The following is a 26,756-nucleotide window of genomic DNA, read 5'->3' on the forward strand; positions in this document are numbered from 1 at the left end:
AGGCGATGGTCTCCGGTTTTTTTTTACTTAGCTCTTACGCAACGTCTTCGTACTGAGGAACCGGGTTACGGAAGCTCTTCGTGACGCACGCCAGGTAAACCAGGCCGATACCCGCCCAAATCAGGCCAAGCACCATGGAACTCTCTTCCAGGTTAACCCACAGCGCACCCACGGTCAGCGCACCACACATCGGCAGGAACAGATACTGGAAGTGGTCTTTCAGCGTTTTATTACGCTTTTCACGGATCCAGAACTGAGAAATAACCGACAGGTTAACAAAGGTGAACGCCACCAGCGCACCGAAGTTAATCAGCGCAGTTGCCATCACCAGGTCAAAGTTAATCGCCAGCAGAGCAATAGCGCCGACCAGGATGATGTTCATCGCCGGCGTACGCCAGGTTGGGTGAACGTAGCCGAAGAAGCTTTTCGGGAATACGCCGTCACGACCCATTACGTACATCAGACGTGCAACGCCTGCGTGCGCGGCCATGCCGGATGCCAGTACCGTGATGGTGGAGAAGATCAACGCGCCAACCTGGAACGCTTTACCCGCCACGTAGAGCATAATTTCTGGCTGAGAGGCATCCGGATCCTTAAAGCGAGAGATATCCGGGAAGTACAGCTGCAGGAAGTAGGTCGCAAAGATAAAGATCAGACCACCAATCAGCGCCGTCAGGAAGATAGCACGCGGGATAACACGCTCTGCGTCCTTGGTCTCTTCAGACAGGTTGCTGATGCCGTCAAAACCGGTAAAGGAGAAGCACAGAATGGTTGCCCCGGTAATCATCGGGATCACATGCGCATCACCAGACCAGAACGGCTTGCTGCTCGCCAGGGTACCTGCGCCTTCACCGTGGAAGACACCAAAGATAACCATGCCCAGAATCACGGCAATCAGGATGACCTGAAGCACAACAATAACGGAGTTAAAGTTCGCAACGGACTTGATGCTGCGCAGGTTGAACGCCGTCATAAAGGCCACCAGCGCCACGACGAACATCCACGAAGGGATCGACGGCACCAGTGCTTCAAAATAAATTTTAGCCAGCAGAATGTTGATCATCGGCGCGAACAGATAGTCGAGCAGCGAAGACCAGCCCACCATAAAGCCAACGGTCGGGCTGATGGATTTCTGGGCGTAGGTGTAGGCGGAACCGGCAGACGGATAGCGACGGACCAGTTTACCGTAGCTCAGCGCGGTAAAGAGGATCGCAATCAGCGCGAAGGCGTAAGCCGTCGGCACATGACCGTCTGTGAGGCCTGATACGATACCGAATGTATCGAACAGCGTCATTGGCTGCATATAGGCAAGGCCCATCATAACAACCGGAACTAACGTAAGGGTTTTACGTAATTCCACGCGAGAGGTGTTTGGAGTTGCGTTATGCGACATAGTTATTCTCCTTTACGGTGATAACCGCCACGTAAGCGAAAAATTGCCCCATTTCTGTATTCCTCAGCGACAACAACTGTCGGATTTTAGTAAATATCTATCCGGTACGAAGCCCGGCCTCTTGGTTTTTAGTTTCGTTTCATACGTGCAAAAAAAAATAACCGACGCCTTTTATATCGTCGATTATTCATTTGGTTGCAGCGGCGCATTTTGCCCCACATCGGATACAAAAGGCAATACTTTGCAACGCCCGGGGCGATTTTCTTTTTTCTAACTGGCTGATTTCTCGACGCTGCTTTGCGAGTAAACGGCAGCAATAGCACTATTTGCTAAAATTTCGTCCCGCCACCAGGCACTTGCCAGCCCCGCAGTTTGTTCATTCCAGCCGACCCACACCGATTCATTGCTGCTTTGTGCAAGCACCTGTTTTTCAACAAGCGCACCGCTGTCTAAAAACCGCTGTGCCAGATAGCGGGGTAAATAGCCGCACCCCAGGCCACTGATTTGCAGCTCCAGCTTGGTTTTATAGTCGAACACCGTGATCGCCTCCTGCTCATCAAGCAACTGCGTGGAGGCCGCACAGTCGGGACGCGAGCTGTCACCGACCACAATGGCGCGGTAGCCTTTAATCGTGCGCCGGTTAAGGGGTTCCGGCTCCTGCGCGAGCGGATGGTGTGGCGCGACGGCGAAAACCTGCTCCAGCACACCCAGCCGGGCGAAACCGAAATCGCTTAACTGGGGCGGTTCATGCAGCGCACCGACAAAAATATCTGCCCTGCCCTGAGTTAAGGCATCCCATGAATCGCCCAGCACGCCATTAATGAAGATTAATCGGGTTACGCTGTGGTGCTGATAGAACGCCTCAATCAGCGGCGTCAGAAGAGAAAACGGAAAAGTATCATCAACGCCGATGACCAGTTCGTTCTCCCATCCCTGGTGCAGTTTGACGGCCTGTTTTTCCAGTTCGCGAACGGTATGCAGGACGTCGCGCCCCTTCTCCAGCAGCATCTGCCCGGTACGGGTAAAACGGGCGCGGTGACCAGAGCGATCGAGGATCTGGATATTAAGATCGCTTTCCAGTTTATGAACGGTATAGCTCAGCGCCGACGGGGTTTTGAAGAGCTTTGCCGAAGCAGCGGCAAAGCTCCCCTCTTTTTCCAGTGCATCCAGAATAATAAGAACATCCAGCAGCGGTTTCATGTTCGCCCCCTTCCGGTGTGCGATCGTTTCCGCTGAGAAACTTATTCCATCGGCATCACCAGCGGATCGGGATATTGATACTCAAACCCCAGTTCATGACAAATGCGATTGCCATCAACAATTTTGCCTTTACTTTCGTCCTTTGCTTCACCAAAAACAGGCGGAACCAGACCCAGCTGGCGTGCCATCAGCGGGTAAAACGTGCTACGCGCTGGATGAGAAGGCGCACATATATTATAGATGTGCCCACCTTTTGGAGCCTGTAAGAGTAGTTCTATTGCGGCAATTACGTCATCAAGATGCACAAGATTGACGCCATGTTGTCCGTCTGGCGCGGATTTTCCCGCGAAGAAGCGCCCTGGATGTCGTCCGGGGCCAACCAGACCTGCCAGCCGTACGATATCGACCTGGGTGCCGGGAAGATGATGCAGCCAGTCTTCCAGCTCTTTCAGCACTTTACCGCTCGCGGTAACGGGATGACGCTCAGAGGTCTCTTTCACCACGCCGTCAACATCGCCGTAGACCGAGGTTGAGCTGGTAAAAATAATGCGTGGGACGTGATGCGCCAGCGCGCTGTCGACAATCTCCTGCATCGCCTGCAGATAAAATGATTCGCCCGGGCCACTGCGCCGTGCCGGTAACGTAATCACCAGCGCATCAACGTTCATCAGCGTGTCCAGATCGTCAGCATCACACACCAGTTCGGGTTCCAGACGCAGCTCGACGCCGTCAATACCGCACATGCGCGCCGCTTCTACCCCATCCGCCGTGGTTTTGCTTCCGGTCACCTGCCAGCCTTTTGCGGCTAATGACATCGCCAGCGGCATTCCCAGCCAACCTAAACCGACAATCGCGACCTTTTTCATGCGAATTCTCCTGACTTTTACTCGTCTTTCTTAAGGCTACGCCAGCCCGACAGAACACACAATTCATAGCGTCAATATGAAATGAATTAATGATCAAAAAAAGCCCTTGCAATCAGTCATACAACTGGTTTAGGTTAAAAGACATCAAATGAATAAGCATTCATCGAGAATTTTATGACACGCGTTCAATTTAAACACCACCATCATCACCATCATCCTGACTAGTCTTTCAGGCGATGTGTGCTGGAAGACGTTTGGATCTTCCAGTGGTGCATGAACGCATGAAAAAGCCCCCGGAAGATCTTCTTCCGGGGGCTTTTTTTTGGACCAAATTCAGACAGGTTAAAACAGGTTAACGAGGAAAACAGAATGTTAGATAACTCACGTTTACGCATAGCTATTCAAAAATCAGGCCGTTTGAGTGATGATTCACGCGAACTGCTCGCCCGCTGCGGGATTAAAATCAACCTGCACACCCAGCGCCTGATTGCCCTGGCTGAAAATATGCCCATCGACATTCTGCGCGTGCGTGATGACGATATTCCCGGCCTTGTGATGGATGGCGTTGTTGACCTCGGCATCATCGGTGAAAACGTGCTGGAAGAAGAGCTCCTGACCCGCCGCGCCCAGGGTGAAGATCCACGCTATTTTACCCTGCGTCGTCTGGACTTCGGTGGCTGCCGCCTGTCGCTGGCCACGCCTGTCGATGAAGCCTGGGACGGCCCGGCCGCGCTGAACGGCAAACGTATCGCCACCTCCTACCCTCACCTGTTAAAACGTTACCTGGATCAGAAAGGCGTGCAGTTTAAATCCTGCCTGCTGAACGGCTCTGTTGAGGTGGCGCCGCGCGCGGGTCTGGCTGACGCCATCTGTGACCTCGTCTCTACGGGCGCCACGCTGGAAGCGAACGGTCTGCGCGAAGTGGAAGTGATTTACCGCTCCAAAGCGTGCCTTATCCAGCGCGACGGCGAAATGGCCGATGCGAAACAGCAGTTGATCGACAAACTGCTGACCCGTATTCAGGGCGTGATCCAGGCCCGTGAATCGAAATACATCATGATGCACGCGCCAACCGAACGTCTTGATGAGGTCATTGCCCTGCTGCCAGGCGCAGAGCGCCCGACCATCCTGCCTCTGGCCGGTGACCAGCAGCGCGTCGCCATGCACATGGTCAGTAGCGAAACCCTGTTCTGGGAGACCATGGAAAAACTGAAGGCGCTGGGCGCAAGCTCAATTCTGGTGCTGCCAATTGAGAAGATGATGGAGTGATGGTCATGAGCTTTAACACAATCATCAACTGGAACGATTGTTCGCAAGAACAACAGCGCGCGCTGCTGATGCGTCCGGCGATTTCCGCTTCAGAAAGCATTACCCGCACCGTGGCCGAGATCCTTGATAACGTCAAAGCCCGTGGCGACGATGCGCTGCGGGAATACAGCGCAAAGTTTGATAAAACCGAGGTTGGCGCTTTAAAGGTAACTGAACAGGAAATCACGGACGCGGAAAGCCGCCTCGGTGATGAGATCAAACAGGCGATGGCCGTCGCGGTGAAAAACATTGATACCTTCCACACCGCGCAGATATTGCAGGCGGTCGATGTGGAAACCGTGCCCGGCGTACGCTGCCAGCAGGTCACGCGTCCGGTTGCGTCGGTGGGGCTTTACATCCCCGGTGGTTCCGCCCCGCTGTTCTCTACCGTATTAATGCTGGCAACCCCGGCACGCATCGCCGGTTGTCAGAAAGTAGTACTGTGCTCGCCGCCTCCGATTGCCGATGAAATTCTCTATGCGGCAAAACTGTGTGGCGTACAGGCGGTGTATAAAGTGGGGGGTGCACAGGCAATTTCCGCGCTGGCGTTTGGTACCGAATCCATTCCTAAAGTGGACAAAATTTTTGGCCCGGGCAACGCGTATGTGACCGAAGCAAAGCGTCAGGTCAGCCAGCGTCTGGACGGTGCCGCAATTGATATGCCGGCCGGTCCTTCTGAGGTGCTGGTGATTGCCGACAGCGGTGCAACGCCGGACTTCGTCGCCTCCGATCTGTTATCCCAGGCAGAACATGGCCCGGACTCACAGGTTATTTTGCTGACGCCGGAAGCGGATATGGCAAGACGCGTGGGTGAAGCCGTTGAACGTCAGCTTGCCGACCTGCCGCGCGCCGACACGGCACGCCAGGCACTCTCAGCAAGCCGCCTGATTGTGGCGCGCGATCTGGCGCAGTGCATTGCCATCTCCAACCAGTACGGCCCGGAACACCTGATTATCCAGACCCGCAATGCGCGAGATCTGGTTGACAGCATTACCAGCGCAGGTTCGGTCTTCCTTGGCGACTGGTCACCGGAATCCGCCGGCGATTACGCTTCCGGCACCAACCACGTTCTGCCAACCTACGGCTATACATCAACCTGTTCGAGCCTCGGGCTGGCGGATTTCCAGAAACGCATGACCGTACAGGAGCTGTCCCGCGAGGGGTTTGCCTCTCTGGCCTCCACCATTGAGACCCTGGCCGCCGCCGAACGTCTGACCGCCCACAAAAACGCCGTTACGCTGCGCGTTGCAGCCCTGAAGGAGCAAGCATGAGCATTGAAGAATTAGCCCGCGAAAATGTCCGTCGCCTGACGCCTTATCAGTCTGCTCGTCGTCTGGGTGGCAACGGTGATGTCTGGCTGAACGCTAACGAATACCCGACGGCCGTACAGTTCGAGCTATCGCAGCAAACGCTGAACCGCTATCCGGAATGCCAGCCGAAAGCGGTTATCGAAAATTACGCCCGGTACGCAGGCGTAAAGCCTGAGCAGGTGCTGGTCAGCCGGGGTGCAGATGAAGGCATTGAACTGCTGATCCGAGCCTTCTGCGAACCGGGCAAAGATGCTGTTATGTACTGCCAGCCAACCTACGGAATGTACAGCGTCAGCGCAGAAACCTTTGGCGTGGCGTGCCGTAACGTGCTTTCGCTGGAAGACTGGCAGCTCGATCTGCAGGGGATTGCCGATAATCTTGACGGCGTGAAGGTGGTGTTCGTCTGCAGTCCAAATAACCCGACCGGGCAGATTATCAACCCGCAGGACATTCGAACCCTGCTGGAGATGACGCGCGGTAAAGCGCTGGTGGTGGCTGACGAAGCCTATATTGAGTTCTGCCCGCAGGCGACGCTGGCTGGCTGGCTCGAGGAGTACCCGCACCTGGTTGTACTGCGTACGCTGTCAAAAGCTTTCGCTCTCGCTGGCCTGCGCTGCGGCTTTACGCTGGCCAATAAAGAAGTCATCGACCTGCTGATGAAAGTGATTGCGCCATATCCCCTCTCTACGCCGGTTGCCGACATTGCGGCGCAGGCTTTGGCCCCTCAGGGGATCAAGGCAATGCGCGAACGCGTGGCACAAATTCTTGAAGAACGGCAGTATCTGGTCACTGCCCTGAAAGATATTCCCTGCGTGGAGCAGGTATTCGACTCTGAAACCAACTACATCCTGGTACGCTTTACCGCGTCGAGTGCCGTATTTAAATCTTTATGGGATCAGGGCATTATCTTACGAGACCAAAATAAACAACCATCCTTAAGCGGCTGTTTGCGTATTACCGTAGGCACCCGTGCAGAGAGTCAGCGCGTGATTGACGCCCTGAAAGCGGAGAAAGTATGAGCCAGAAGACCCTCTTTATCGATCGTGACGGTACCCTTATTTCGGAGCCGCCAACCGATTTTCAGGTCGATCGTTTCGACAAACTGGCTTTTGAACCCGATGTAATCCCGGTGCTGCTCAAGCTGCAGAAAGCCGGCTATAAGCTGGTGATGATCACTAACCAGGACGGGCTGGGTACCGACAGTTTCCCGCAGGCGGATTTTGACGGCCCACATAACCTGATGATGCAGGTGCTGACCTCTCAGGGCGTTGAATTTGATGAGGTGCTGATCTGCCCACACCTGCCTGCCGATGAATGTGACTGCCGCAAGCCGAAGGTAAAGCTGGTCGAACGCTACCTGACGGATGACGTGCTGGATAAAGCCAATAGCTATGTCATTGGCGATCGCATGACCGATATTACACTGGCGGAGAACATGGGTATCTCCGGGCTGCGCTATGACCGTTCCACCCTTAACTGGGCAAAAATTGGTGAGCAGTTGACCCAGCGTGACCGCTACTCGCACGTTGAGCGCAACACCAAAGAGACGCAAATCGACGTTAAGGTCTGGTTGGATCGTGAAGGCGGCAGCAAGATCCACACCGGTGTGGGTTTCTTTGACCATATGCTGGACCAGATCGCGACCCATGGTGGTTTCCGCATGGAGATCGCCGTGAAAGGCGATTTGTATATCGACGATCACCACACCGTGGAAGATACCGGCCTGGCGCTGGGTGAAGCGCTGAAGCTGGCACTCGGCGACAAACGCGGCATCAACCGTTTTGGTTTTGTGCTGCCGATGGACGAGTGCCTGGCGCGCTGCGCAATGGATATCTCCGGGCGCCCACACCTGGAATACAAAGCGGATTTCACCTACCAGCGCGTGGGCGACCTCAGCACCGAAATGGTTGAACACTTCTTCCGTTCATTGTCCTACACCATGGGCCTGACGTTGCACCTCAAGACCAAGGGCAAGAACGACCACCACCGCGTGGAAAGCCTGTTCAAAGCCTTTGGCCGTACCCTCCGCCAGGCGATTCGTGTGGAAGGTGACGCCCTGCCCTCATCGAAAGGAGTGCTGTAATGAATGTGGTGATTCTGGATACCGGATGCGCCAATCTGAACTCCGTAAAATCGGCAATTGCCCGTCACGGCTATGCGCCGGACGTGAGTCGCGACCCTGACGTCGTACTGCGCGCCGATAAGCTTTTTCTGCCCGGCGTAGGGACAGCGCAGGCGGCGATGGATCAGATCCACGAGCGCGAGCTGGTGAGTCTCATCAAAGCCTGTACTCAACCGGTGCTGGGAATTTGTCTCGGCATGCAGCTCTTGGGCCGACGCAGTGAAGAGAGCAACGGCGTTGATCTGCTCGGGATTATTGACGAAGACGTGCCGAAAATGACCGATCACGGTCTGCCTCTGCCGCACATGGGCTGGAACCGTGTTTATGCCAAAGCCGGTGACAGACTGTTTCGCGGCATTGAAGACGGGGCCTATTTTTACTTCGTGCACAGCTACGCCATGCCGGTAAATCCGTACACCATTGCCCAGTGCAATTACGGCGAAGCATTTACCGCGGCGGTGCAGAAAGATAACTTCTTCGGCGTGCAGTTTCACCCGGAACGTTCGGGTGCCGCAGGCGCACAGTTGCTGAAAAACTTCCTGGAGATGTAATGATTATTCCCGCTTTAGATTTAATCGACGGCACGGTTGTCCGTCTCCATCAGGGCGATTACGGGCAGCAACGCGACTACGGTAACGACCCCTTGCCACGTCTGCAGGATTATGCTGCCCAGGGCGCGCAGGTGCTGCACCTGGTGGATTTGACTGGCGCAAAAGATCCGACAAAACGTCAAATCCCACTTCTTAAAAAACTGGTGGCCGGCGTGGATGTGCCCGTCCAGGTAGGCGGTGGCGTGCGTACGGAAGATGACGTTGCGGCGCTGCTGGACGCTGGCGTGGCGCGCGTGGTCGTCGGCTCGACTGCCGTTAACGATCCTGAAAAGGTTAAAGCCTGGTTCCGCCGCTTTGGCGCTGACGCGCTGGTGCTGGCGCTGGATGTTCGTATCGACGAACAGGGTAACAAGCAGGTTGCAGTCAGCGGCTGGCAGGAAAACTCCGGGGTGACGCTGGAAGAGCTGGTCGAGAGGTATCTGCCCGTTGGCCTGAAGCACGTGCTGTGCACCGATATCTCCCGCGACGGCACGCTGGCAGGCTCTAACGTTTCTTTATATCAAGAAATCTGCGCGCGTTATCCGCAGGTGGCCTTCCAGTCGTCGGGCGGTATTGGTGATATCGCTGATGTTGCCGCGCTGCGCGGAACGGGCGTACAGGGCGTGATTGTGGGCAGGGCCCTACTGGAAGGTAAATTTACTGTAACGGAGGCGATTCAATGCTGGCAAAACGGATAATCCCTTGCCTGGACGTACGTGACGGCCAGGTAGTGAAAGGCGTGCAGTTCCGCAACCACGAAATCATTGGCGATATCGTCCCGCTGGCAAAACGCTACGCTGAAGAAGGCGCAGATGAGCTGGTGTTTTACGATATCACCGCCTCCAGCGATGGCCGCGTCGTGGATAAAAGCTGGGTGGCGCGCGTGGCAGAAGTGATTGATATTCCCTTCTGCGTGGCAGGCGGGATTAAGTCCGCTGACGACGCCGCCAAAATTCTCTCGTTTGGTGCCGACAAGATCTCCATCAACTCCCCTGCCCTGGCCGACCCGGAGCTGATTACCCGTCTCGCCGATCGCTTCGGCGTGCAGTGTATTGTCGTGGGAATCGACACCTGGTATGACGCCGCTACGGGTAAATATCACGTCAACCAGTATACCGGCGATGAGAGCCGGACGCGTGTGACGCAGTGGGAGACGCTCGACTGGGTGCAGGAAGTGCAGAAGCGCGGCGCGGGCGAAATCGTATTGAACATGATGAACCAGGACGGCGTGCGTAACGGGTATGACCTTGAGCAACTGAAAAAAGTCCGTGCGGTCTGCCACGTACCGCTGATTGCCTCCGGCGGCGCGGGCACCATGGAGCACTTCCTGGAAGCCTTCCGCGACGCGAACGTGGATGGCGCGCTGGCCGCCTCCGTGTTCCACAAGCAGATTATCAATATTGGTGAGTTAAAAACGTACCTGGCCGACCAGGGCGTGGAGATCAGGGTATGTTAACAGAGCAACAACAGGCACAGCTGGACTGGGAAAAAACCGACGGATTACTGCCGGTGGTTGTGCAGCATGCGGTTTCAGGCGAAGTGCTGATGCTGGGGTATATGAACCAGGACGCGCTGGCAAAAACCCTCGACAGCGGCAAAGTGACCTTTTACTCCCGCACGAAACAGCGTCTGTGGACCAAGGGTGAATCCTCGGGCCATTTCCTGAATGTGGTCAGCATTACGCCTGACTGCGATAACGACACCCTGCTGGTACTGGCCAATCCGATTGGCCCGACCTGCCATAAAGGCACCAGCAGTTGCTTCGGTGAGGCAAGCCACCAGTGGTTGTTCCTGTATCAACTGGAACAGTTACTGGCTGAGCGTAAAACAGCGGATCCTGAAAGCTCCTATACCGCGAAGCTGTACGCAAGCGGCACCAAGCGTATTGCGCAGAAGGTGGGTGAAGAAGGCGTCGAAACCGCGCTGGCCGCTACGGTGCATGACCGCGAGGAGCTGACCAATGAAGCGTCGGATTTGATGTATCACCTGCTGGTACTGCTGCAGGATCAAGAGCTGGATTTAACGGCGGTGATAGAGAATCTTCGTAAGCGGCATAAATAAAAAAAGACCGGGGAATTTCCCCGGTTTTTTTATCTGATGAGAATCACGCTTTTGGTTTGTAGTTCCGCAATGCGTTGCGGCCGAGAACCAAACCCGAACCAATAATCCCGCCAAGCAGGACTGCCAAAGTTAAAATAATTGCCTTTTTCGGGCTGTCACGTCGGACTGGAAGATCCGGTTTCATAACATAGCGATATACGTGGATTGTGTCAGGGTTCACATTCAGTTTTTCGATATCCAGCAAATTTTGCTTAGTCTGATAGTACGCACCTGAGAACACCAACGGACGAGACGCTTCGTTTTCAATCATTGACTTCAGCGCTTCGCTGCCAAGCAGGAACATAGTTTCCTGCGTCACGTCCTGAGTTTGCTGAATTTGCGGAGAGGTGATTTTCGCTGCCTCTGCGTTCTTCAGCGCTTCCGTAATCTGTTTAATGCGCAGATCTTTTTGCTCTTGAGCGACCTTCTCCTGGTTCTCTAGAGAGTCGTTCAGGGTTTTAATCTGCTCTTTGATATTGTCTTTAAGATCAACGGAAAGTTCTTTTGCAGTTTGCTCATCAACCTGCTGGATGTACTGTGCTAGTTGCTTTTGAGCAGCTTCAGCGGACTCCGCGACATAAGTCACAGTCAGGGGCAATTCTTGATTTTTGACTGTAGGCCCGATGGACAGTTTCTCAGGTTGTTCCTGATTTCCTAGAGCCTGTGCTAAAGCTGAGAATGAGGAATTAAAACGTCCAATTGCTCGCGTTTGAATATCGAGCATAGCAGGAGCTGCGCTGCCATAAAGGATATTTAATGCATTTGAGTAAGTAGCAATCTGAGCCGCATCAGGTTGAGCGATGATGGCGGATGATGTCCATTTCTCTTTTGCAACCGTAATATAAATCCCCGCAAGCACGACAAATAGAGCGACAAAAGCGACTACAGTCCACTTCCCACGCCATACTTGCAACACTAAATCAATTAAATCAATTTGCTCCGGGTCATTGCTTCGGTTGACCTGGCTATAGTTGTTCTGCGTCATACAATCCCTAACAGATGAAAAAGGGCAAAAACAATTGTGTTTGCATAGTGTATCTGTTGCTACAGATTTTTCTATAAGAATCCGATGAGTTAAATCGGAAAGATGGGTTATGTAACTGGCATCCGCCGCGCTATGATAGACGCAATGTGATGCGTGATGGCATCAGTAAGAACACATATTTATGAGGGAAGGTATGAAATTTCTGGTAACGGGTGCAGCAGGCTTTATCGGCGCAAATGTCAGCAAACGACTCCTGGATGCCGGTCATCAGGTCGTCGGTATTGATAACCTGAATGACTACTATGATGTCAATCTTAAGCTGGCACGTCTGGATCTGCTGACATCTGACAGTTTCGCCTTCCACAAGCTGGACCTGGCCGACCGTGAAGGCATGGCCACACTGTTCGCCCGTGAGAAATTTGATCGCGTCATCCACCTGGCCGCACAGGCAGGTGTACGCTACTCGCTTGAAAACCCTCACGCCTATGCAGATGCCAACCTGGTAGGCCACCTCAACGTGCTGGAAGGCTGTCGCCATCACAAGGTACAGCATCTTCTGTATGCGTCTTCCAGCTCCGTTTACGGTCTGAATCGTAAGATGCCTTTTTCGACTGACGATTCGGTCGATCACCCTGTCTCACTTTATGCCGCGACCAAAAAAGCCAATGAACTGATGTCGCATACCTATTCCCACCTGTACAACCTGCCCACGACGGGCCTGCGTTTCTTTACCGTGTACGGTCCGTGGGGTCGTCCGGATATGGCGCTGTTTAAGTTCACCAAAGCGATGATTGAAGGCAAAAGCATTGATGTCTACAACTACGGTAAGATGAAGCGTGACTTCACCTATATTGATGACATCGCCGAAGCCATTATCCGTCTGCAGGATGTTATTCCTCAGGCCGATGCAAACTGGACCGTTGAAACCGGTTCACCGGCAACCAGCTCTGCGCCTTATCGCGTCTATAACATCGGAAACAGCTCTCCGGTTGAACTGATGGATTACATTACGGCTCTTGAAGAGGCGCTCGGGAAAAAGGCAGAGAAGAATATGATGCCAATCCAGCCGGGTGACGTACTGGAAACCAGCGCAGATACTAAAGCGCTGTATGACGTTATTGGCTTCAAACCGCAGACTTCCGTTAAAGAAGGCGTGAAGAATTTCGTTGACTGGTATCGCGACTTCTACAAAGTATAAAAACATAAAAAAACCGGCACTTGGCCGGTTTTTTATGCCCCTTAAGCAGAGACTCAGTCGCTACCAAACAGATCGCGGGTATACACTTTATCCGCCACGTCGGCCAGTTCTTCCGCCATACGGTTAGAGATAATCACATCCGCTTCCTGCTTGAACGCATCCAGGTCACGAATCACACGAGAATGGAAGAATTCATCTTCCTGCATCGCTGGCTCATAAATAATCACCTGAACGCCTTTAGCCTTAATACGCTTCATGATCCCCTGAATGGAAGAGGCGCGGAAGTTATCAGAACCGCTCTTCATGATCAGGCGATATACGCCCACCACTTTCGGCTGACGCGCGAGAATGGAATCGGAAATAAAGTCCTTACGCGTACGGTTTGCATCAACAATCGCTGAAATCAAATTGTTTGGCACAGCCTGATAGTTCGCCAGCAACTGTTTCGTATCTTTAGGCAGGCAGTAGCCGCCGTAACCAAACGACGGGTTGTTGTAATGGTTGCCGATACGCGGGTCGAGGCACACGCCTTCGATGATCTGGCGGGTATTCAGGCCCAGACTCTCGGCATAGCTGTCCAGCTCGTTGAAGTAAGCCACGCGCATTGCCAGGTAGGTATTCGCGAACAGCTTGATCGCTTCGGCTTCGGTGGAATCGGTAAACAGCACCGGAATATCTTTCTTGATTGCACCTTCTTGAAGCAGAGCAGCAAAACGCTTCGCGCGCTCAGAGCGCTCACCGATCACGATACGGGATGGGTGCAGGTTATCGTATAACGCCCTGCCCTCGCGCAGAAACTCTGGCGAGAAGAAGACATTATCAATACCCAACTCTTCTTTGATTGATTTAGTGAAACCGACCGGAATGGTCGACTTAATGATCATCACTGCATTCGGGTTAATCGCGATAACGTCTTTGATCACCGCTTCAACTGTCGAAGTGTTGAAATAGTTGGTTTTTGGATCGTAGTCTGTTGGGGTCGCAATGATGACAAAGTCCGCATCACGATAAGCATCTTCTTTATCGGTGGTAGCACGGAAATTCAGCGGTTTGTTCGAAAGGTAATCCTGGATTTCTTTGTCTACAATCGGCGATTTCTTCTGATTCAGCATATCCACTTTGGACTGTACGATGTCCAGCGCAACCACTTCATGGTTCTGGGCAATCAGAATGCCGTTTGAGAGACCGACATAGCCTGTTCCGGAGATTGTTATTTTCATTCGCTAATGACTTCTGTGAGTTAACTGTACTGATGGCCGCCTGACCATCGCGATAAACCTGACTGTTGGGCTTTGTACCTCCTGGCCAACAGAACTGTCAAGGCAAACCAGGAGTAATCCCTGCTCGCAGGATGACATTCAGACTACTTCGAGTATCGCGAGCCAAATTTTGCGTAAAAAAAACCCGGAGACGAGCTCCGGGCCTTAATTACAACGCGTTATTTAACTTATTCCATCCATTCGGTATGGAATACACCTTCTTTATCAGTACGCTTATAGGTATGCGCACCAAAATAGTCGCGCTGTGCCTGAATCAGGTTCGCAGGCAGAACGGCAGCACGGTAGCTGTCGTAGTACGCCACTGCTGCGGAGAAGGTCGGAACAGGAATACCGTTCTGCACAGCGTAGGCCACAACGTCACGCAGCGCCTGCTGGTATTCGTCGGCAATCTTCTTGAAGTATGGCGCCAGCAGAAGGTTAGCAATACCCGCGTTTTCCGCATAAGCATCGGTGATTTTCTGCAGGAATTGTGCACGAATGATGCAACCTGCGCGGAAGATCTTCGCGATTTCGCCGTAGTTCAGATCCCAGTTGTTCTCGTCTGACGCGGCACGCAGCTGAGAGAAGCCCTGCGCGTAAGAGACGATTTTACCCAGGTACAGAGCGCGGCGAACTTTCTCGACGAATTCAGCTTTGTCACCCGCAGGTTTAGCCTGTGGGCCAGACAGCACTTTGGATGCCGCAACACGCTGCTCTTTCAGGGAAGAGATGTAACGCGCAAATACGGATTCGGTGATCAGAGACAGCGGTTCACCCAGATCCAGAGAGCTCTGGCTGGTCCATTTACCGGTACCTTTGTTCGCAGCTTCGTCCAGAATCACATCAACCAGGTATTTACCCTCTTCATCTTTCTTGGTGAAGATATCTTTGGTGATGTCAATCAGGTAGCTGTTCAGCTCACCTTTGTTCCACTCGGTAAAGGTTTCAGCCAGCTCTTCGTTAGAGAGGTTCAGGCCGCCTTTCAGAAGAGAGTAAGCTTCTGCGATGAGTTGCATGTCGCCGTATTCGATGCCGTTGTGAACCATCTTCACATAATGGCCCGCACCGTCTGGACCAATATAGGTCACACACGGCTCGCCATCTTCAGCAACCGCAGCGATTTTTGTCAGGATTGGCGCAACCAGTTCGTACGCCTCTTTCTGACCACCAGGCATGATAGATGGGCCTTTCAGTGCGCCCTCTTCACCACCGGAAACACCGGTACCGATGAAGTTAAAACCTTCAGCAGACAGTTCACGGTTGCGACGAATGGTGTCCTGGAAGAAGGTGTTGCCGCCATCAATGATGATGTCGCCTTTTTCGAGGAAAGGTTTCAGAGAGTCGATAGCAGCATCGGTACCCGCGCCCGCTTTCACCATTAACAGGATACGACGAGGCGTTTCCAGGGACTCAACAAATTCTTTCACCGTATAGAACGGAACCAGTTTCTTGCCTGGGTTCTCGGCAATCACTTCTTCAGTCTTATCACGGGAGCGGTTGAAAACGGAGACGGTATAACCACGGCTTTCGATGTTGAGCGCCAGGTTGCGCCCCATCACTGCCATACCGACAACGCCGATCTGTTGCTTGGACATTACATACTCCTGTCAGGTGTGGTCCCGCCGGGTACTTCCCGGCGGATATAATATTGAATTATCTTAACTCAGAAAACGAGAGCAGAGGTAGGTATTTATGGTCATTAATCCATTTAAGCCATACCAAAAGCAAGGCTTTAACGTGCGATTATTTTTTCGTCGATGAGACACATGAGTTTTTATTTTTATATTCTTTAATGATTTCTTGATAATTATAATAACTTAACTTTGGCGTTCGTCTTAATGTCTTATCTTCAAAATCAACACCAATTATGCCAAACCTATTTTTGTAGCCCCAGAGCCATTCGAAATTATCGAGTAAACTCCAGAAAAGATAGCCCTGGATATCCAGGCCATCCTTTTTTGCTTCCATAATTGCAGACACATGTCTAACGAGATAGTCGGCTCTCAACTTATCAGAAATGACGCCGTCTTTAAGTTTTTCATCATCTGGACCAAAACCAGCCCCATTCTCAGTAATAATAAAGGTAGGATGGGCGTATTTAGCATCGATCTTTTCCATCATCGTAACCAATGCTTCTGGAGAAACCGGACCGTTGACAGAGGGTTTTTTATCAGGATTAGGAGCATTCCCTATTTCAAACGCTTCAGTTTTATCATGCTTGACCAACGTAGGGCCATAATAATTTACGCCGATAAAATCAGGTTTGCCTTGGGTAATAAGTTGCATATCCTGAGAGGTAGGCTTGAATTGAGGATATGCAGACTGATACATTTTCAATACTGTATCTGGATATTTCCCCTTATAAAGCGCATCCAGGATCCAGTTATTATGGAGATCGTTACATAACTGTTCAGTAGGACTGTTTGGTTGACCACTGTCGATGCATGGAGATAAGTTTAAAGCAATACCAACGCGACCATCATATTTCGCCTTATGGTAATTACGTACCACTAACGCATTCGCAATCAAAAGATTATGCAGTGCTACCGCTTGCTTTCCGCGTGAAGCTGCAGACAAAACGTCACGATATCCGTCCGTTTTTTTTGCAATGAGATTCTCAGCAAGAGGTTCCAGAGTAAAAACATAACCTTCAGGCTCATTAAAGGTGATGAAATCATGAGCTTTATTACCAAAGTTCTTAAAAATTACTTCAGCATATTTTTCGAACCAGACAGGTGATTCAGGATTAGACCAACTACCTTTTTCATACAGCGCTAATGGCATATCCCAGTGGTAAAGTGTAATGACAGGCTCAATATTGGCATCTTTTAAATCAGCAATCAGTTGATTATAATAAGCCAACCCCTTCTGATTTACTGTAACTCCATCTGGCATTATTCGAGACCAGGAAATGGAGAAGCGGTATGAATTTACTCCTAATTCCTTCATGAGTTGTATATCTTTAAGATAAACATCACGTGAAATTTGATTAGCCGCGACATCGCCATTTTCAGCGGTACCAATAATATATTTGGTCACTTCATTATGGGTAAAGTAATCCCAATTTGAAGGGCCCTTTCCACCTTCATTCCAACCACCCTCAACTTGATATGAGGAGGATGCAGTGCCCCAGAGGAAATCGCATTGCTGTTTTTCGTCAGAAAATGCAGGGGGTAACAAAAATACAGAGGTAAAGAAAAAAAATTTTGCTTTCATATTAGATAATTATAACCTGATAGCCATAAAACATATAATATTATGATATTTCTGTAATCGCTATTTGCTATTCTTAATTAAATTAATCAAATATTGACCGTAATTGGTCTTGCTCATCTCATTCCCGTAGGTCAGAACTTCATCCACAGTGAGCCAACCATTGCGGTAAGCAATTTCCTCAAGGCAGGCAATTTTAAAGCCCTGTCGCTTCTCAATCGTATGAATAAATTGTGATGCTTCGATTAGACTATCATGGGTACCGGTATCGAGCCATGCAAAGCCACGGCCAAGCAATTCTACCTGAAGATTTCCCTGCTCCAGGTACATCTCATTAAGGGTAGTAATTTCAAGCTCACCGCGAGCTGATGGCTTGACATGTTTAGCCATATCAACCACGTTTTCATCATAAAAGTAGAGACCAGTAACCGCCCAGTTGGATTTTGGTGCCGAAGGTTTTTCTTCTATACTTAATGCTTTGTAGTTTTCATCAAACTCAACAACGCCGAACCGCTCAGGGTCCATTACCTGATAACCAAAAACAGTAGCGCCTGTATTGCCTGAAACAACCGATTCAAGTTTCCTGCCAAAGCTCTGCCCGAAGAAAATATTATCGCCTAATACCAGGGCACATTTATCACCAGCGATAAACTCTTCACCAATAATGAATGCCTGCGCGAGGCCATCAGGAGAAGGTTGAATTTCATAGGATAAATTAATTCCGAAACGACTACCATCGCCCAACAAACGTTTAAATGATGGCAGATCCTCAGGCGTTGTGATTAAGAGAATGTCTCGGATACCCGCAAGCATAAGCACCGACATTGGATAATAAACCATCGGTTTATCATATATGGGCAAGAGCTGTTTAGAGACTCCACGCGTAATTGGGTGCAAACGAGTTCCTGAACCACCTGCCAGAATAATACCCTTCATTCTACTACCTCAATACTTTAAGCTAAATTAGATTAGATATTTATGAATTAAACTGCATCTTTACTGATATCAGCTGAGCACAATGTGCTTATCCAAGAGTCTACACTATAACGCGAAATTTCATCTGAGTAAGTGTCGTCAAACGAGACATTAAAAAAAGCAGAGTCAATATAGATATTTTCACGGTTGATGAAATAAAAATTTTTCGCTGAATAAAAATCGTAGTCTTTAACTCTGGAATTTGTGGTTATAAATTTCCTCTTTAGAGGCAAACATTCTATTGTTCTCATAGTCAGACCAGTCTGACGGGGGTGCTGAATATCAAGAACAGCATCAGCATCGGAGAAAAATGCTGCAATCTGCTTTTTATTCCTGGAGCGAAGTGTAAAACTGAAAAGTCTGAACTTAATTACATCTTTGATATTGGAGGCAAGAAAACCCGCCAATACAACAACTGATGGAAAATAAAGAACAAATCTCAAATCATATTCATTTTTATACTTTTTATAAATTGCGCCCAGCAGTTTGTATCTGTCACTATGAACGGTGCCCAGAAATGCAATGCTCGGCTTAACATTCGGTAATGCATTTTTTTTCGCAGTGCTTACGAAATCAGGTGAGTAAAATAATGGTAGATGATTCATAAAATCATACTCACGCGCATCGTTATCATCGAATGTAAATACCCGATCAAATAAGTTTAAATACTCCTGTATATGGGGATAATTTTTAATAGAATCCCATGCATAGTAAATAAACGTGGCATTCTTGTATTTCTCTTTAAATTTAAGTAGATTTTTTCTGTTAAGAGACTCACCTTTGAGGACAATGACATAGTCATAATCATCAGAAGTTTGAAGCAAAATCCTATCAAAATACGCATCTGAAATGCGCTTAAGAAAGTTATTTTCTTTCCAAAGCCTGAGTAATATTTTAAAAAATACGTTATTAAATGGCTTTTCATCGAAATAATCAACGGTGGCTCCGGCTCGTCTCAAACCATCTGATATTTCGTTTTCATAATTAAAAAAGCGTGGGCATAAAAACAACACTTTCATTTCAAATACTCTTCTTCACAATCGCCGGAATGCCTACAAGTAGTACATTGTCATCACAGGACTGCATTACAACAGCATTAGCAGCAACAATAACATTGTCGCCAATTCGAATACCACCAAGAACTTTCGCTCCTGAAGCAATCACCACATTATCACCCAAAACAGGACGATTTGCGTGATTAAAGGGGATATCTACATTCTTCGCACCAAGAGTAACCTGTTGGTAAATCGTTGCATTAACGCCAATTTTAGATGCACCAATAACGACACCTTGCGAGTGCGGAATAAAAAAACCACCGCCAATTTCACAATTGGAAGCGATCTCAACACCAAAAATAATAAAATTAAGTAGCGAGAAGATTTTCCCTATAACAGGAATTCTTTTTTTATAGCAGAAATGACTCATGCGATATAATATAACAGGAGTCATCTTCATACCAAAAAATGCTGACACTATTCCTAGTAAAGATACTTTTGATTTGTTACGCCCAGTCAGATTGTAATATCTCAGTACATCATCTTTCACCAACTCAAACATGAGGTTGACTCCGAATATTTATTTTAATTCTCACAAAGACAAGAGTTACAATGAAAAGCAAGAAATACGTCTGGATAAAAAATAAATTATAAAAACCACTAAATATCGCACATTGCATCGCAATAGCGTAAGGAAAAAGACTATAACGATACGATCTTAATAAATTCTTATAGGCCACACTAAAAAGCAACAATAAACAAGTGACCACAATAAGTGAACCCGCGATGCCAAGATCGGGCATTAACTTTTCAAACATGGTTGAAACATTGGCATTATCATCTACCAATGCCATCGTATCGTGAAAGCCTAGATCAGTGTAAATTAGATTTCGGATAACGCTAGGGAAAAGATCCTGGAAGCTTGTGAAGTCGTATACCGGAACTATGTGCGCAAAATTATATGCCAGGTTAGCAAGTCCAGCAGTAATATAAACATAAAACCATGTAAAACCAGAAGGCAGACTTCCCAGGAATTGCCCTTGGGGTGACAATAAATATTGATATGGGTTTTCTGCTCCCCTAATATCACCTACAGCTCCGAACAGTAACACTATTGTCACAACAGCAAGAACTGTATAAATAAACATCTTTCTTGTGAATTTTTTATAGATAAAGAATAAAAAGAATATTTCCACGAGGCCAGACATAAGGATCCCTCGCCTGAACACCAGCATTTCCCAAATGCTCATTAAAAGTAATATAAGGAGAAACATTTTCCGCCTTGATAAAAGGAAATGATAATACAGAGATGGGAAAATAAAAAGGAATAGCATATTAACTATCCCATGATATGTCGGTATTCCGAACTCAGTGTAATTATACCCCCCTCTAAATTGCATAATCATCGGAATGCCACCTGCCACAATCACATCTGGAATTATCGCAAAGCACCAAATAATTAGCCATATTTTAGTCGCTCGCCAGGACGGCATAATGTCATTAAGGCGAACACGATTAATACTACCAGGTGTGACAAATGGAAGTGCAAAAATCAAACCCAGAACGATATTAATGGATAAAAATACAGTCATCTCATTTGAGAGCGAGCTGATATTAGTCGTCAGCCCAAGTGAGTACAATAAGATTGTGAAAAGCCAGGTTGAAGCATATACAAACCCTGGGGACATAAAAAAAATACTCATCCTAGTTCCTCAAGAATCGAAGTCTTCCACCTTCAATGTATGAAAGTGCCAATACGATCTTATATAAGAAATCTGGTATTTTAATTGCTTTGGTATCTAACATTTCGCACAACCGAAGAAGGAATTTTCTTGTCGTTGTTAGAGGAAGCTTATGTATGATACTGATGAGCAATTTACTGAGGAGTCTATTATCGTCCAACATCACTTCATAGGATGAAAAGAGGCTATCCTTAACACACTCTGGATGTTTTTCTTTCAGCACAGGGAATGATTTAGATGCATACACAATCATTCTTTCTGAAGCTCGGCGCAACGTAGGTGTATCGCTGTCTTCTGCCCTTGCATCGGGTAAAAAATAAAAGTCATACTTTGCTTTTGCAACTCGGATACCGAGTTCTTCATCTTCACAGCCGTAATGATAAAATGTCTCATCAAAACAACCAATCGTATCAATAATATCCCGCGTCAGGATAATGCCATCGCTTGCGAAGAAGCGGGTACTTATAGTCCCTTCAGGTATATTTCGTGCCCCCAGGTAACGACTATCAAAATAGCGGAGATAATTGCTAGTGTAGAGTCTGGCGGGATCGATTCGTATATTAATTCTGGCTGCTGTGTATTGCTTACCATGAAAAAAGGAAACAATCTTTTTTATCGCCTTAGGTTCAATAAGATTATCGATGTCAATAAACATTATCAAAGAATTTGACGCAAGAGAAATACCCACATTGCGGGAAATTGCCCGACCAGAATTGACATGATTCCTGTGGAATAAGAAAGTTATCTTATCTTTAAATCTTTCCGCATAAGATGCTGCGATTTCAGCCAGAGAAACCGGACTGCAATCGTCAATAAGAATTAATTCAACAAGGTTGTTTGGATAATCAATTTTCAGTATGGCATCCATGAACCGCTTGACTTTCGATGGTTCACAGTAAGCAGGAACCACTATTGAAATCTTATCATTGTACTGCACTAATGCACCTCGAAGAATAAATTATATTGAAAGCGTAAACCACTGCTAAACCAATGACAATATTACTCACGCCTACATAATGGAAAATAGCCGGCACAATAGCGACAACTAGACAGAAAGCTATTAGCCATTTAATCGCTAATTTCTTTAATTGCTTCATTCTGATTAAAACCATACTGAGTAATTGGTCTATAGCTAAAATAGGTGTTAACCATACAAAAGTCCGTAAATAACTATAGGCATTAACGAGTTTAGTACCATAAAGAATATGAATTATTATATCGGCAAGTACTGTGGTAGCTAGTGCACCGGCACAGGTAACGGCAAGTGTAGCGAAGATACAGAACGGCAATTTTCTTTTTATTGTTGCAATATCAATAAATTTAAAGATAAAGATTGGTGCAATTGCCTGAACAAAAAGAATACATATTGCATACCAATTATCGACTAACTGGAGTGCTGCTGCATAGTTTGAATACGTTTCTCCGGAAATTTTTCCTTCGAGATATACTCGGTCAAACTTCATGGTCACCTGCTGCATAATCAGACAGAACCATACTGCGACTCCAATCTTGAAATACGCAAAAACCTCCGTATCAACTTTCACGAATCTAAAACCTGTAGCCTTTCTAAACGTATAAAAGATAAAGCCACAAGGTAAAAGTGATTCGATAACCCAAGCCACCCAGAGATAGTTTATTGGTAATTGATTTTTTACACCAATATAAATGACAATCAGCTTAATTATTGCAGCGAGCATCAGCACAAGGCAAGGCAATTTGAGGCGGGCCTGGCTTTGGTACCATGTTAAACCGACAATGAACGTTTCTCGCAATGCCACAGATATAGCCAAACCAATAATAAACTGTCTGGACAATCCACTGGCCGCAAACATTCCCCATGCCATCATGCATAATGCAACGCAAATCCCTGCTGCAAGACGTAATACAATTACATTGCTAATTATGGAGTTTATTTTGGATGGCGCATCCAGCAATTTAGGAATAACCACCTCGGCACCACAGATCCAGGTGCCTGTCATAAATATGGCTAAAATGACGAGAGAATATTGCCAGCTACTGAAATCACCAAAATCATAGTGATTAATTAACAACCGGTTAATGATAATGATTATAACAAGCTGAGTGATTCGCTCAAGACTAAGATAAAAAAAGTTAATAAAGACTTTTCTTTTATCTTCTTCCGCCACAATTTTTTTTATAGCTAACAATAAAAATTTAGACATCTGTCATATTCTTTTTAAAGTTATCAATCATTATCTCTATATCTGACAAGACATTGTTATAGACATGACCAAACTCATTTACAGTTCTGGTGTTATCTGTCGGTGGGAAGTATTCACCTTTAAAGCCTTCATGCCATTTGATCGAACAACCTGTTCGACTAGCAATTAAATCAGCAATATCAGAGGCTGTTGTATTCACACCAGAAGCAATATTGTAAATATCATACTCATTCTTACGACTGATCTGATAAATAACTTCTGCGACATCCTTAACTGAAACATAATCTTTTGCATATGAAGGCGCAACATACATGTCAATATGTTTATTCGAAATCGCATTTCTGATAATGCTTGGCAGGAATAGCTTACTCTTCAATGCCAAACCATATACGTTACTCGGCCTGACAATAATCGTATCTCTAGTGCTTTTTAAGCATAACTCTTCACTCACTAGTTTGGTTAAGTTAAAAAGTCTTCGGTTATCGTTACTGCATACCGTAAGATTATCATCCTCTGAAGCGCCATCTTGTTCCATATATACACGCGTTGATGAAATATAGATTAACTTTGAGAATTTGGCGCGTTCAAGTACTGTAGCGAGCAATTCGGTGTTCGATTTGTAAACATCAAATGGTGTGTTTGCACAATCACCATTGCCAGCAGCATAGATTACAATCCCCAGATCTTTTTCAAACAGAGTCTCATCATCTCGCGGTGGAACCACAACTGTTTCGCCTTTCGCCAGAAGGTTTTCAACGATTTCGCTGCCAATGAAACCACGCCCACCGATCACTGTATAATGTATTTTCATAACGTTTTTTTGTACTCAGCAAGTGTAATTAATTTAACATCTTTTTCAGAGAGTAGTGGTGATGTTACCGGCCATTCAATCGCAATATCCGGATCGTTCCAGATAATCCCACCTTCATCCTTTGGATCGTAAAAGTCAGTACACTTGTAATGGAAATCGGCATATTCACTTAATACGCAGAATCCATGAGCAAACCCAGGGGGAACGTATATTTGGTTATTCTTCTCGCCAGAAAGAATAACACCTACGTACTGACCAAACGTATCAGAATCCTGGCGAAGATCTACTGCAACATCATAAACTTCACCACTGATTACGCTGACTAATTTCCCCTGGGGTTTCGTTTTCTGGAAATGCAATCCGCGCAAAACATTTCGACTCGAACGTGAGCGGTTATCCTGTACAAAATTACCTTTAATTCCTGCATCTTCGTATTTTTCTTTATGCCAGGCTTCAAGGAAAAAACCACGGGTATCACCAAAAACCTGAGGCTCAATGATCACACAATCTTTTAAAGGGGTTTGAATTACTTTCATTTAAAATCCTTCGATGGGAAAGTATCACTTTCCCATCAAGTTTGTTGATTACAATCAGATTAACGTCGTGACTAATACTGCTTAGCTTTTATTCTCTTTCCAGAGTAAGTCACAGATATCATCGGTTGGATTAAATGCGGTTGGCGCGTTTAGCAATATTTCGCGTACCTGCTCATAATCAAAATTGCTACATGAGGTATCAAGCTTTGCAAGAATGTCTTTCATTTCCACCCAAGGAAGCATGACTTCATTCGCAGTTTTGATTCTCGGATGCTGTGTAATGGAGACGTTATCACCAATTAACAGTTCTTCGTAAAGTTTCTCACCCGGTCGCAATCCCGTCATTTTGATAGCAATATCCCCATAAGGATTTTTATCATCACGAACGGTAAGCCCCTGTAAAGCAATCATTCGATGCGCGAGATCAATAATTTTAACCGGCTCACCCATATCCAGCACGAAGACATCCCCTCCGCTGCCCATTGCTCCAGCTTGAATCACAAGCTGTGCAGCCTCAGGAATGGTCATGAAATAACGAGTGATATCAGGATGCGTTAACGTTACCGGGCCACCTGCAGCAATCTGCTTTTCAAACAATGGAACAACGGAACCGGACGAACCTAAGACATTTCCGAACCTGACCATACTGAAACAGGTTTTACGGGACTCTGATGCTCGCGCCTGAAGGATGAGCTCCGCCATACGCTTCGTTGCACCCATAGTGTTTGTTGGCCGCACAGCTTTATCCGTAGAGATCAGAACAAAACTTTCGACGCCACAATTTTCCGCAGCTTGAGCACAACTCCAGGTTCCGAAGATATTATTTCGGACACCGTCAATTACGTTGAATTCAACTAGCGGAACGTGCTTATAGGCTGCAGCATGGTAAATCGTCTCAACGTTGAATGCCTTAATTAGCCTTTCAAGATGTTCCATATTCTGAACATTCCCCAGGATTGGGTAAATCTTAATATTGAGCGATTTCGATACAATTAAATTTCGGAGTTCAGAATCAATAGAATATAGTGAGAACTCTGATAATTCGAAAAGAATTAGTTGAGAAGGCCTATTTCTGATGATTTGTCGGCATAACTCAGAACCGATCGAGCCACCTGCGCCAGTTACCATGACTGTTTTACCCTGAATATTCTTTGATACTAACTCAGGGATTGGAGAAACAGGATCGCGGCCCAGAAGGTCGGTAATCACAACTTTACGCAAGGAATCGATTCTTGCTTTTCCTTCAACCAGGTCAACCATCCCCGGAATTGAAAGTACCTCGCAAGGGAGCCCCTCCAGGGTGGATATTACCTCGTTTTTTCTCGCGCGGCTTGCACTTGGCATTGCCAGCAGGATTTTCTTCGCCTCATACTTATCAATCAGCCATGCTAATTTTTCTGGTGAAAATACGCTTACTCCATGGATGACCTGACCCTGCAAGGAGCGATTGTCGTCGACAAACGCAACAGGATAGTATTCGTCCATCTGACTCAAGGCGGGAAGTAACTGGCGTCCGGAAGCTCCGGCCCCATATATAATTACTCGAGTGCCTAATTTTAAACCGCGGTTTATCAACATTCTCATTCCAAGACGTGAGCCGGCAATGAGCAAGACGCCAAACGAGAAGTAAATGAACGGAATTGTCCTTGGGAGATATAAATTAGTATAAAAGGCGGCGATAATCAGTAGCAACGATGAAGTCATCATCCCAACAGCTACAACAAGTAGTATTTTCGCTGTTATATAACGTATTACTGCCCGATAAAGACCCAGTTTAACGAATATTGCCAAAGTAATGACAATTACTGATGTAAGTAATAGCCAATGTGATACGCTAGTTAATGGCGTCATAGAGTCAATACGGACCCAAAATGCAAACCAGAATGCGCACATTAACAGAACAACATCAATAGAGAGTGTTATAATCCGTTTTACCGGTCTTGGCAAAGAAATTAAATAAGTTAGCATAC

27 protein-coding genes and 1 other annotated feature are annotated in these 26,756 nt (G+C 47.6%); of the genes, 10 read left to right on the forward strand and 17 right to left on the reverse strand.

The features are described 5' to 3' along the window. Nucleotides 1–34 precede the first annotated feature (34 nt). From plaP to AM379_RS23640, 4 genes are all read right to left on the reverse strand, one after another. A complete protein-coding gene (gene plaP, locus AM379_RS23625) occupies nt 35–1,393 on the reverse strand; it encodes a putrescine/proton symporter PlaP (RefSeq protein WP_014170786.1) in 1,359 nt (452 codons plus the stop codon). Beyond that, entirely contained in the window at nt 1,383–1,445 is a 63-nt protein-coding gene (gene yoeI, locus AM379_RS23630) for a membrane protein YoeI (protein ID WP_099458931.1), read from the reverse strand. Before yoeI ends, plaP begins: the two co-directional genes overlap by 11 nt. Nucleotides 1,446–1,663: 218 nt before the next feature. After that, nucleotides 1,664–2,593 (reverse strand): LysR substrate-binding domain-containing protein, encoded by a 930-nt coding sequence (locus tag AM379_RS23635; protein ID WP_014170787.1) that lies wholly within the window; start codon nt 2,591–2,593, stop codon nt 1,664–1,666. Between the two features lie 41 nt (nt 2,594–2,634). After that, the gene (locus AM379_RS23640; protein ID WP_014170788.1) at nt 2,635–3,459 is read right to left on the reverse strand and encodes an SDR family oxidoreductase; all 825 of its coding nucleotides are present in this window, start codon (nt 3,457–3,459) and stop codon (nt 2,635–2,637) included. 174 nt (nt 3,460–3,633) lie between these two features. On the opposite strand from AM379_RS23640, the gene hisL reads away from it, so the two are divergent. The 9 genes from hisL (at nt 3,634) to hisIE (ending at nt 10,850) form a co-directional block, all read left to right on the forward strand. Further along, nucleotides 3,634–3,684: a his operon leader peptide gene (hisL, locus tag AM379_RS23645; protein ID WP_001364200.1), complete on the forward strand. Its 51-nt coding sequence runs from the start codon at nt 3,634–3,636 to the stop codon at nt 3,682–3,684. Then, nucleotides 3,660–3,783 (forward strand) — a sequence feature (His leader region). Its footprint overlaps the gene before it by 25 nt. Nucleotides 3,784–3,828: 45 nt before the next feature. Further along, nucleotides 3,829–4,728, forward strand: a complete 900-nt coding sequence (hisG, locus tag AM379_RS23650) for an ATP phosphoribosyltransferase (RefSeq protein WP_000886595.1) — start codon at nt 3,829–3,831, stop codon at nt 4,726–4,728. Nucleotides 4,729–4,733: 5 nt separating this feature from the next. Beyond that, complete coding sequence (gene hisD, locus AM379_RS23655) at nt 4,734–6,038, forward strand: histidinol dehydrogenase (RefSeq protein ID WP_106504322.1); 1,305 nt, start codon at nt 4,734–4,736, stop codon at nt 6,036–6,038. Beyond that, the gene (hisC, locus tag AM379_RS23660) at nt 6,035–7,096 is read left to right on the forward strand and encodes a histidinol-phosphate transaminase (protein WP_032678504.1); all 1,062 of its coding nucleotides are present in this window, start codon (nt 6,035–6,037) and stop codon (nt 7,094–7,096) included. The genes hisD and hisC overlap by 4 nt, the downstream gene beginning before the upstream one ends. Continuing rightward, nucleotides 7,093–8,160 carry a bifunctional histidinol-phosphatase/imidazoleglycerol-phosphate dehydratase HisB gene (gene hisB / locus AM379_RS23665; RefSeq protein ID WP_040017933.1) on the forward strand — a complete coding sequence of 356 codons (1,068 nt, stop codon included), beginning with the start codon at nt 7,093–7,095 and terminating at the stop codon, nt 8,158–8,160. Before hisC ends, hisB begins: the two co-directional genes overlap by 4 nt. Beyond that, nucleotides 8,160–8,750 carry an imidazole glycerol phosphate synthase subunit HisH gene (gene hisH / locus AM379_RS23670; protein WP_020883288.1) on the forward strand — a complete coding sequence of 197 codons (591 nt, stop codon included), beginning with the start codon at nt 8,160–8,162 and terminating at the stop codon, nt 8,748–8,750. The genes hisB and hisH overlap by 1 nt, the downstream gene beginning before the upstream one ends. Then, complete coding sequence (gene hisA / locus AM379_RS23675; protein ID WP_106504323.1) at nt 8,750–9,487, forward strand: 1-(5-phosphoribosyl)-5-[(5-phosphoribosylamino)methylideneamino]imidazole-4-carboxamide isomerase; 738 nt, start codon at nt 8,750–8,752, stop codon at nt 9,485–9,487. Before hisH ends, hisA begins: the two co-directional genes overlap by 1 nt. Continuing rightward, nucleotides 9,469–10,245, forward strand: coding sequence for an imidazole glycerol phosphate synthase subunit HisF (gene hisF, locus AM379_RS23680; RefSeq protein WP_106504324.1), 777 nt, complete (start codon nt 9,469–9,471; stop codon nt 10,243–10,245). Before hisA ends, hisF begins: the two co-directional genes overlap by 19 nt. Continuing rightward, on the forward strand, nt 10,239–10,850 hold the full coding sequence (gene hisIE / locus AM379_RS23685) for a bifunctional phosphoribosyl-AMP cyclohydrolase/phosphoribosyl-ATP diphosphatase HisIE (RefSeq protein WP_106504325.1): 612 nt from the start codon (nt 10,239–10,241) through the stop codon (nt 10,848–10,850). The genes hisF and hisIE overlap by 7 nt, the downstream gene beginning before the upstream one ends. A 43-nt stretch (nt 10,851–10,893) precedes the next feature. Here the strand turns inward: hisIE and wzzB are convergent, their stop codons facing one another. Then, complete coding sequence (gene wzzB, locus AM379_RS23690; RefSeq protein ID WP_032678508.1) at nt 10,894–11,874, reverse strand: LPS O-antigen chain length determinant protein WzzB; 981 nt, start codon at nt 11,872–11,874, stop codon at nt 10,894–10,896. A gap of 193 nt (nt 11,875–12,067) precedes the next feature. Between wzzB and AM379_RS23695 the strand changes: the two genes are divergently transcribed. Continuing rightward, complete coding sequence (locus tag AM379_RS23695) at nt 12,068–13,072, forward strand: NAD-dependent epimerase (protein WP_032678509.1); 1,005 nt, start codon at nt 12,068–12,070, stop codon at nt 13,070–13,072. Between the two features lie 53 nt (nt 13,073–13,125). Here the strand turns inward: AM379_RS23695 and ugd are convergent, their stop codons facing one another. The 12 genes from ugd to AM379_RS23755 all read right to left on the reverse strand — a co-directional run bounded on the left by ugd (nt 13,126) and on the right by AM379_RS23755 (nt 26,754). Further along, the gene (gene ugd, locus AM379_RS23700) at nt 13,126–14,292 is read right to left on the reverse strand and encodes a UDP-glucose 6-dehydrogenase (RefSeq protein WP_032678511.1); all 1,167 of its coding nucleotides are present in this window, start codon (nt 14,290–14,292) and stop codon (nt 13,126–13,128) included. Between the two features lie 227 nt (nt 14,293–14,519). Continuing rightward, a complete protein-coding gene (gene gndA, locus AM379_RS23705) occupies nt 14,520–15,926 on the reverse strand; it encodes an NADP-dependent phosphogluconate dehydrogenase (protein ID WP_032678512.1) in 1,407 nt (468 codons plus the stop codon). Between the two features lie 148 nt (nt 15,927–16,074). After that, complete coding sequence (locus AM379_RS23710; protein WP_082209484.1) at nt 16,075–17,547, reverse strand: glycoside hydrolase family 1 protein; 1,473 nt, start codon at nt 17,545–17,547, stop codon at nt 16,075–16,077. Between the two features lie 60 nt (nt 17,548–17,607). Beyond that, nucleotides 17,608–18,480: a glucose-1-phosphate thymidylyltransferase RfbA gene (gene rfbA, locus AM379_RS23715; protein WP_032678513.1), complete on the reverse strand. Its 873-nt coding sequence runs from the start codon at nt 18,478–18,480 to the stop codon at nt 17,608–17,610. A gap of 47 nt (nt 18,481–18,527) precedes the next feature. Next, nucleotides 18,528–19,538, reverse strand: a complete 1,011-nt coding sequence (locus AM379_RS23720; RefSeq protein ID WP_106504326.1) for a hypothetical protein — start codon at nt 19,536–19,538, stop codon at nt 18,528–18,530. A gap of 1 nt (nt 19,539) precedes the next feature. Then, entirely contained in the window at nt 19,540–20,076 is a 537-nt protein-coding gene (locus AM379_RS23725) for a serine O-acetyltransferase (RefSeq protein ID WP_032678515.1), read from the reverse strand. Continuing rightward, nucleotides 20,069–21,217 (reverse strand): O-antigen polymerase, encoded by a 1,149-nt coding sequence (locus AM379_RS23730; RefSeq protein WP_032678516.1) that lies wholly within the window; start codon nt 21,215–21,217, stop codon nt 20,069–20,071. The genes AM379_RS23725 and AM379_RS23730 overlap by 8 nt, the downstream gene beginning before the upstream one ends. Before the next feature lies 1 nt (nt 21,218). Next, nucleotides 21,219–22,193, reverse strand: a complete 975-nt coding sequence (locus AM379_RS23735) for a glycosyltransferase (protein ID WP_032678517.1) — start codon at nt 22,191–22,193, stop codon at nt 21,219–21,221. Continuing rightward, entirely contained in the window at nt 22,180–23,439 is a 1,260-nt protein-coding gene (gene wzx, locus AM379_RS23740) for an O45 family O-antigen flippase (protein WP_032678518.1), read from the reverse strand. The genes AM379_RS23735 and wzx overlap by 14 nt, the downstream gene beginning before the upstream one ends. Beyond that, nucleotides 23,432–24,250, reverse strand: coding sequence for an NAD-dependent epimerase/dehydratase family protein (locus AM379_RS23745; protein ID WP_032678519.1), 819 nt, complete (start codon nt 24,248–24,250; stop codon nt 23,432–23,434). Before AM379_RS23745 ends, wzx begins: the two co-directional genes overlap by 8 nt. Further along, nucleotides 24,247–24,786 carry a dTDP-4-dehydrorhamnose 3,5-epimerase gene (gene rfbC, locus AM379_RS23750; protein ID WP_032678520.1) on the reverse strand — a complete coding sequence of 180 codons (540 nt, stop codon included), beginning with the start codon at nt 24,784–24,786 and terminating at the stop codon, nt 24,247–24,249. The genes AM379_RS23745 and rfbC overlap by 4 nt, the downstream gene beginning before the upstream one ends. Nucleotides 24,787–24,867: 81 nt before the next feature. Then, a complete protein-coding gene (locus tag AM379_RS23755) occupies nt 24,868–26,754 on the reverse strand; it encodes a polysaccharide biosynthesis protein (RefSeq protein ID WP_032678521.1) in 1,887 nt (628 codons plus the stop codon). Between the last annotated feature and the right edge of the window lie 2 nt (nt 26,755–26,756).

The sequence above is a fragment of the Enterobacter cloacae complex sp. FDA-CDC-AR_0132 genome, from assembly GCF_003010695.1.
Lineage (GTDB): Bacteria > Pseudomonadota > Gammaproteobacteria > Enterobacterales > Enterobacteriaceae > Enterobacter > Enterobacter ludwigii.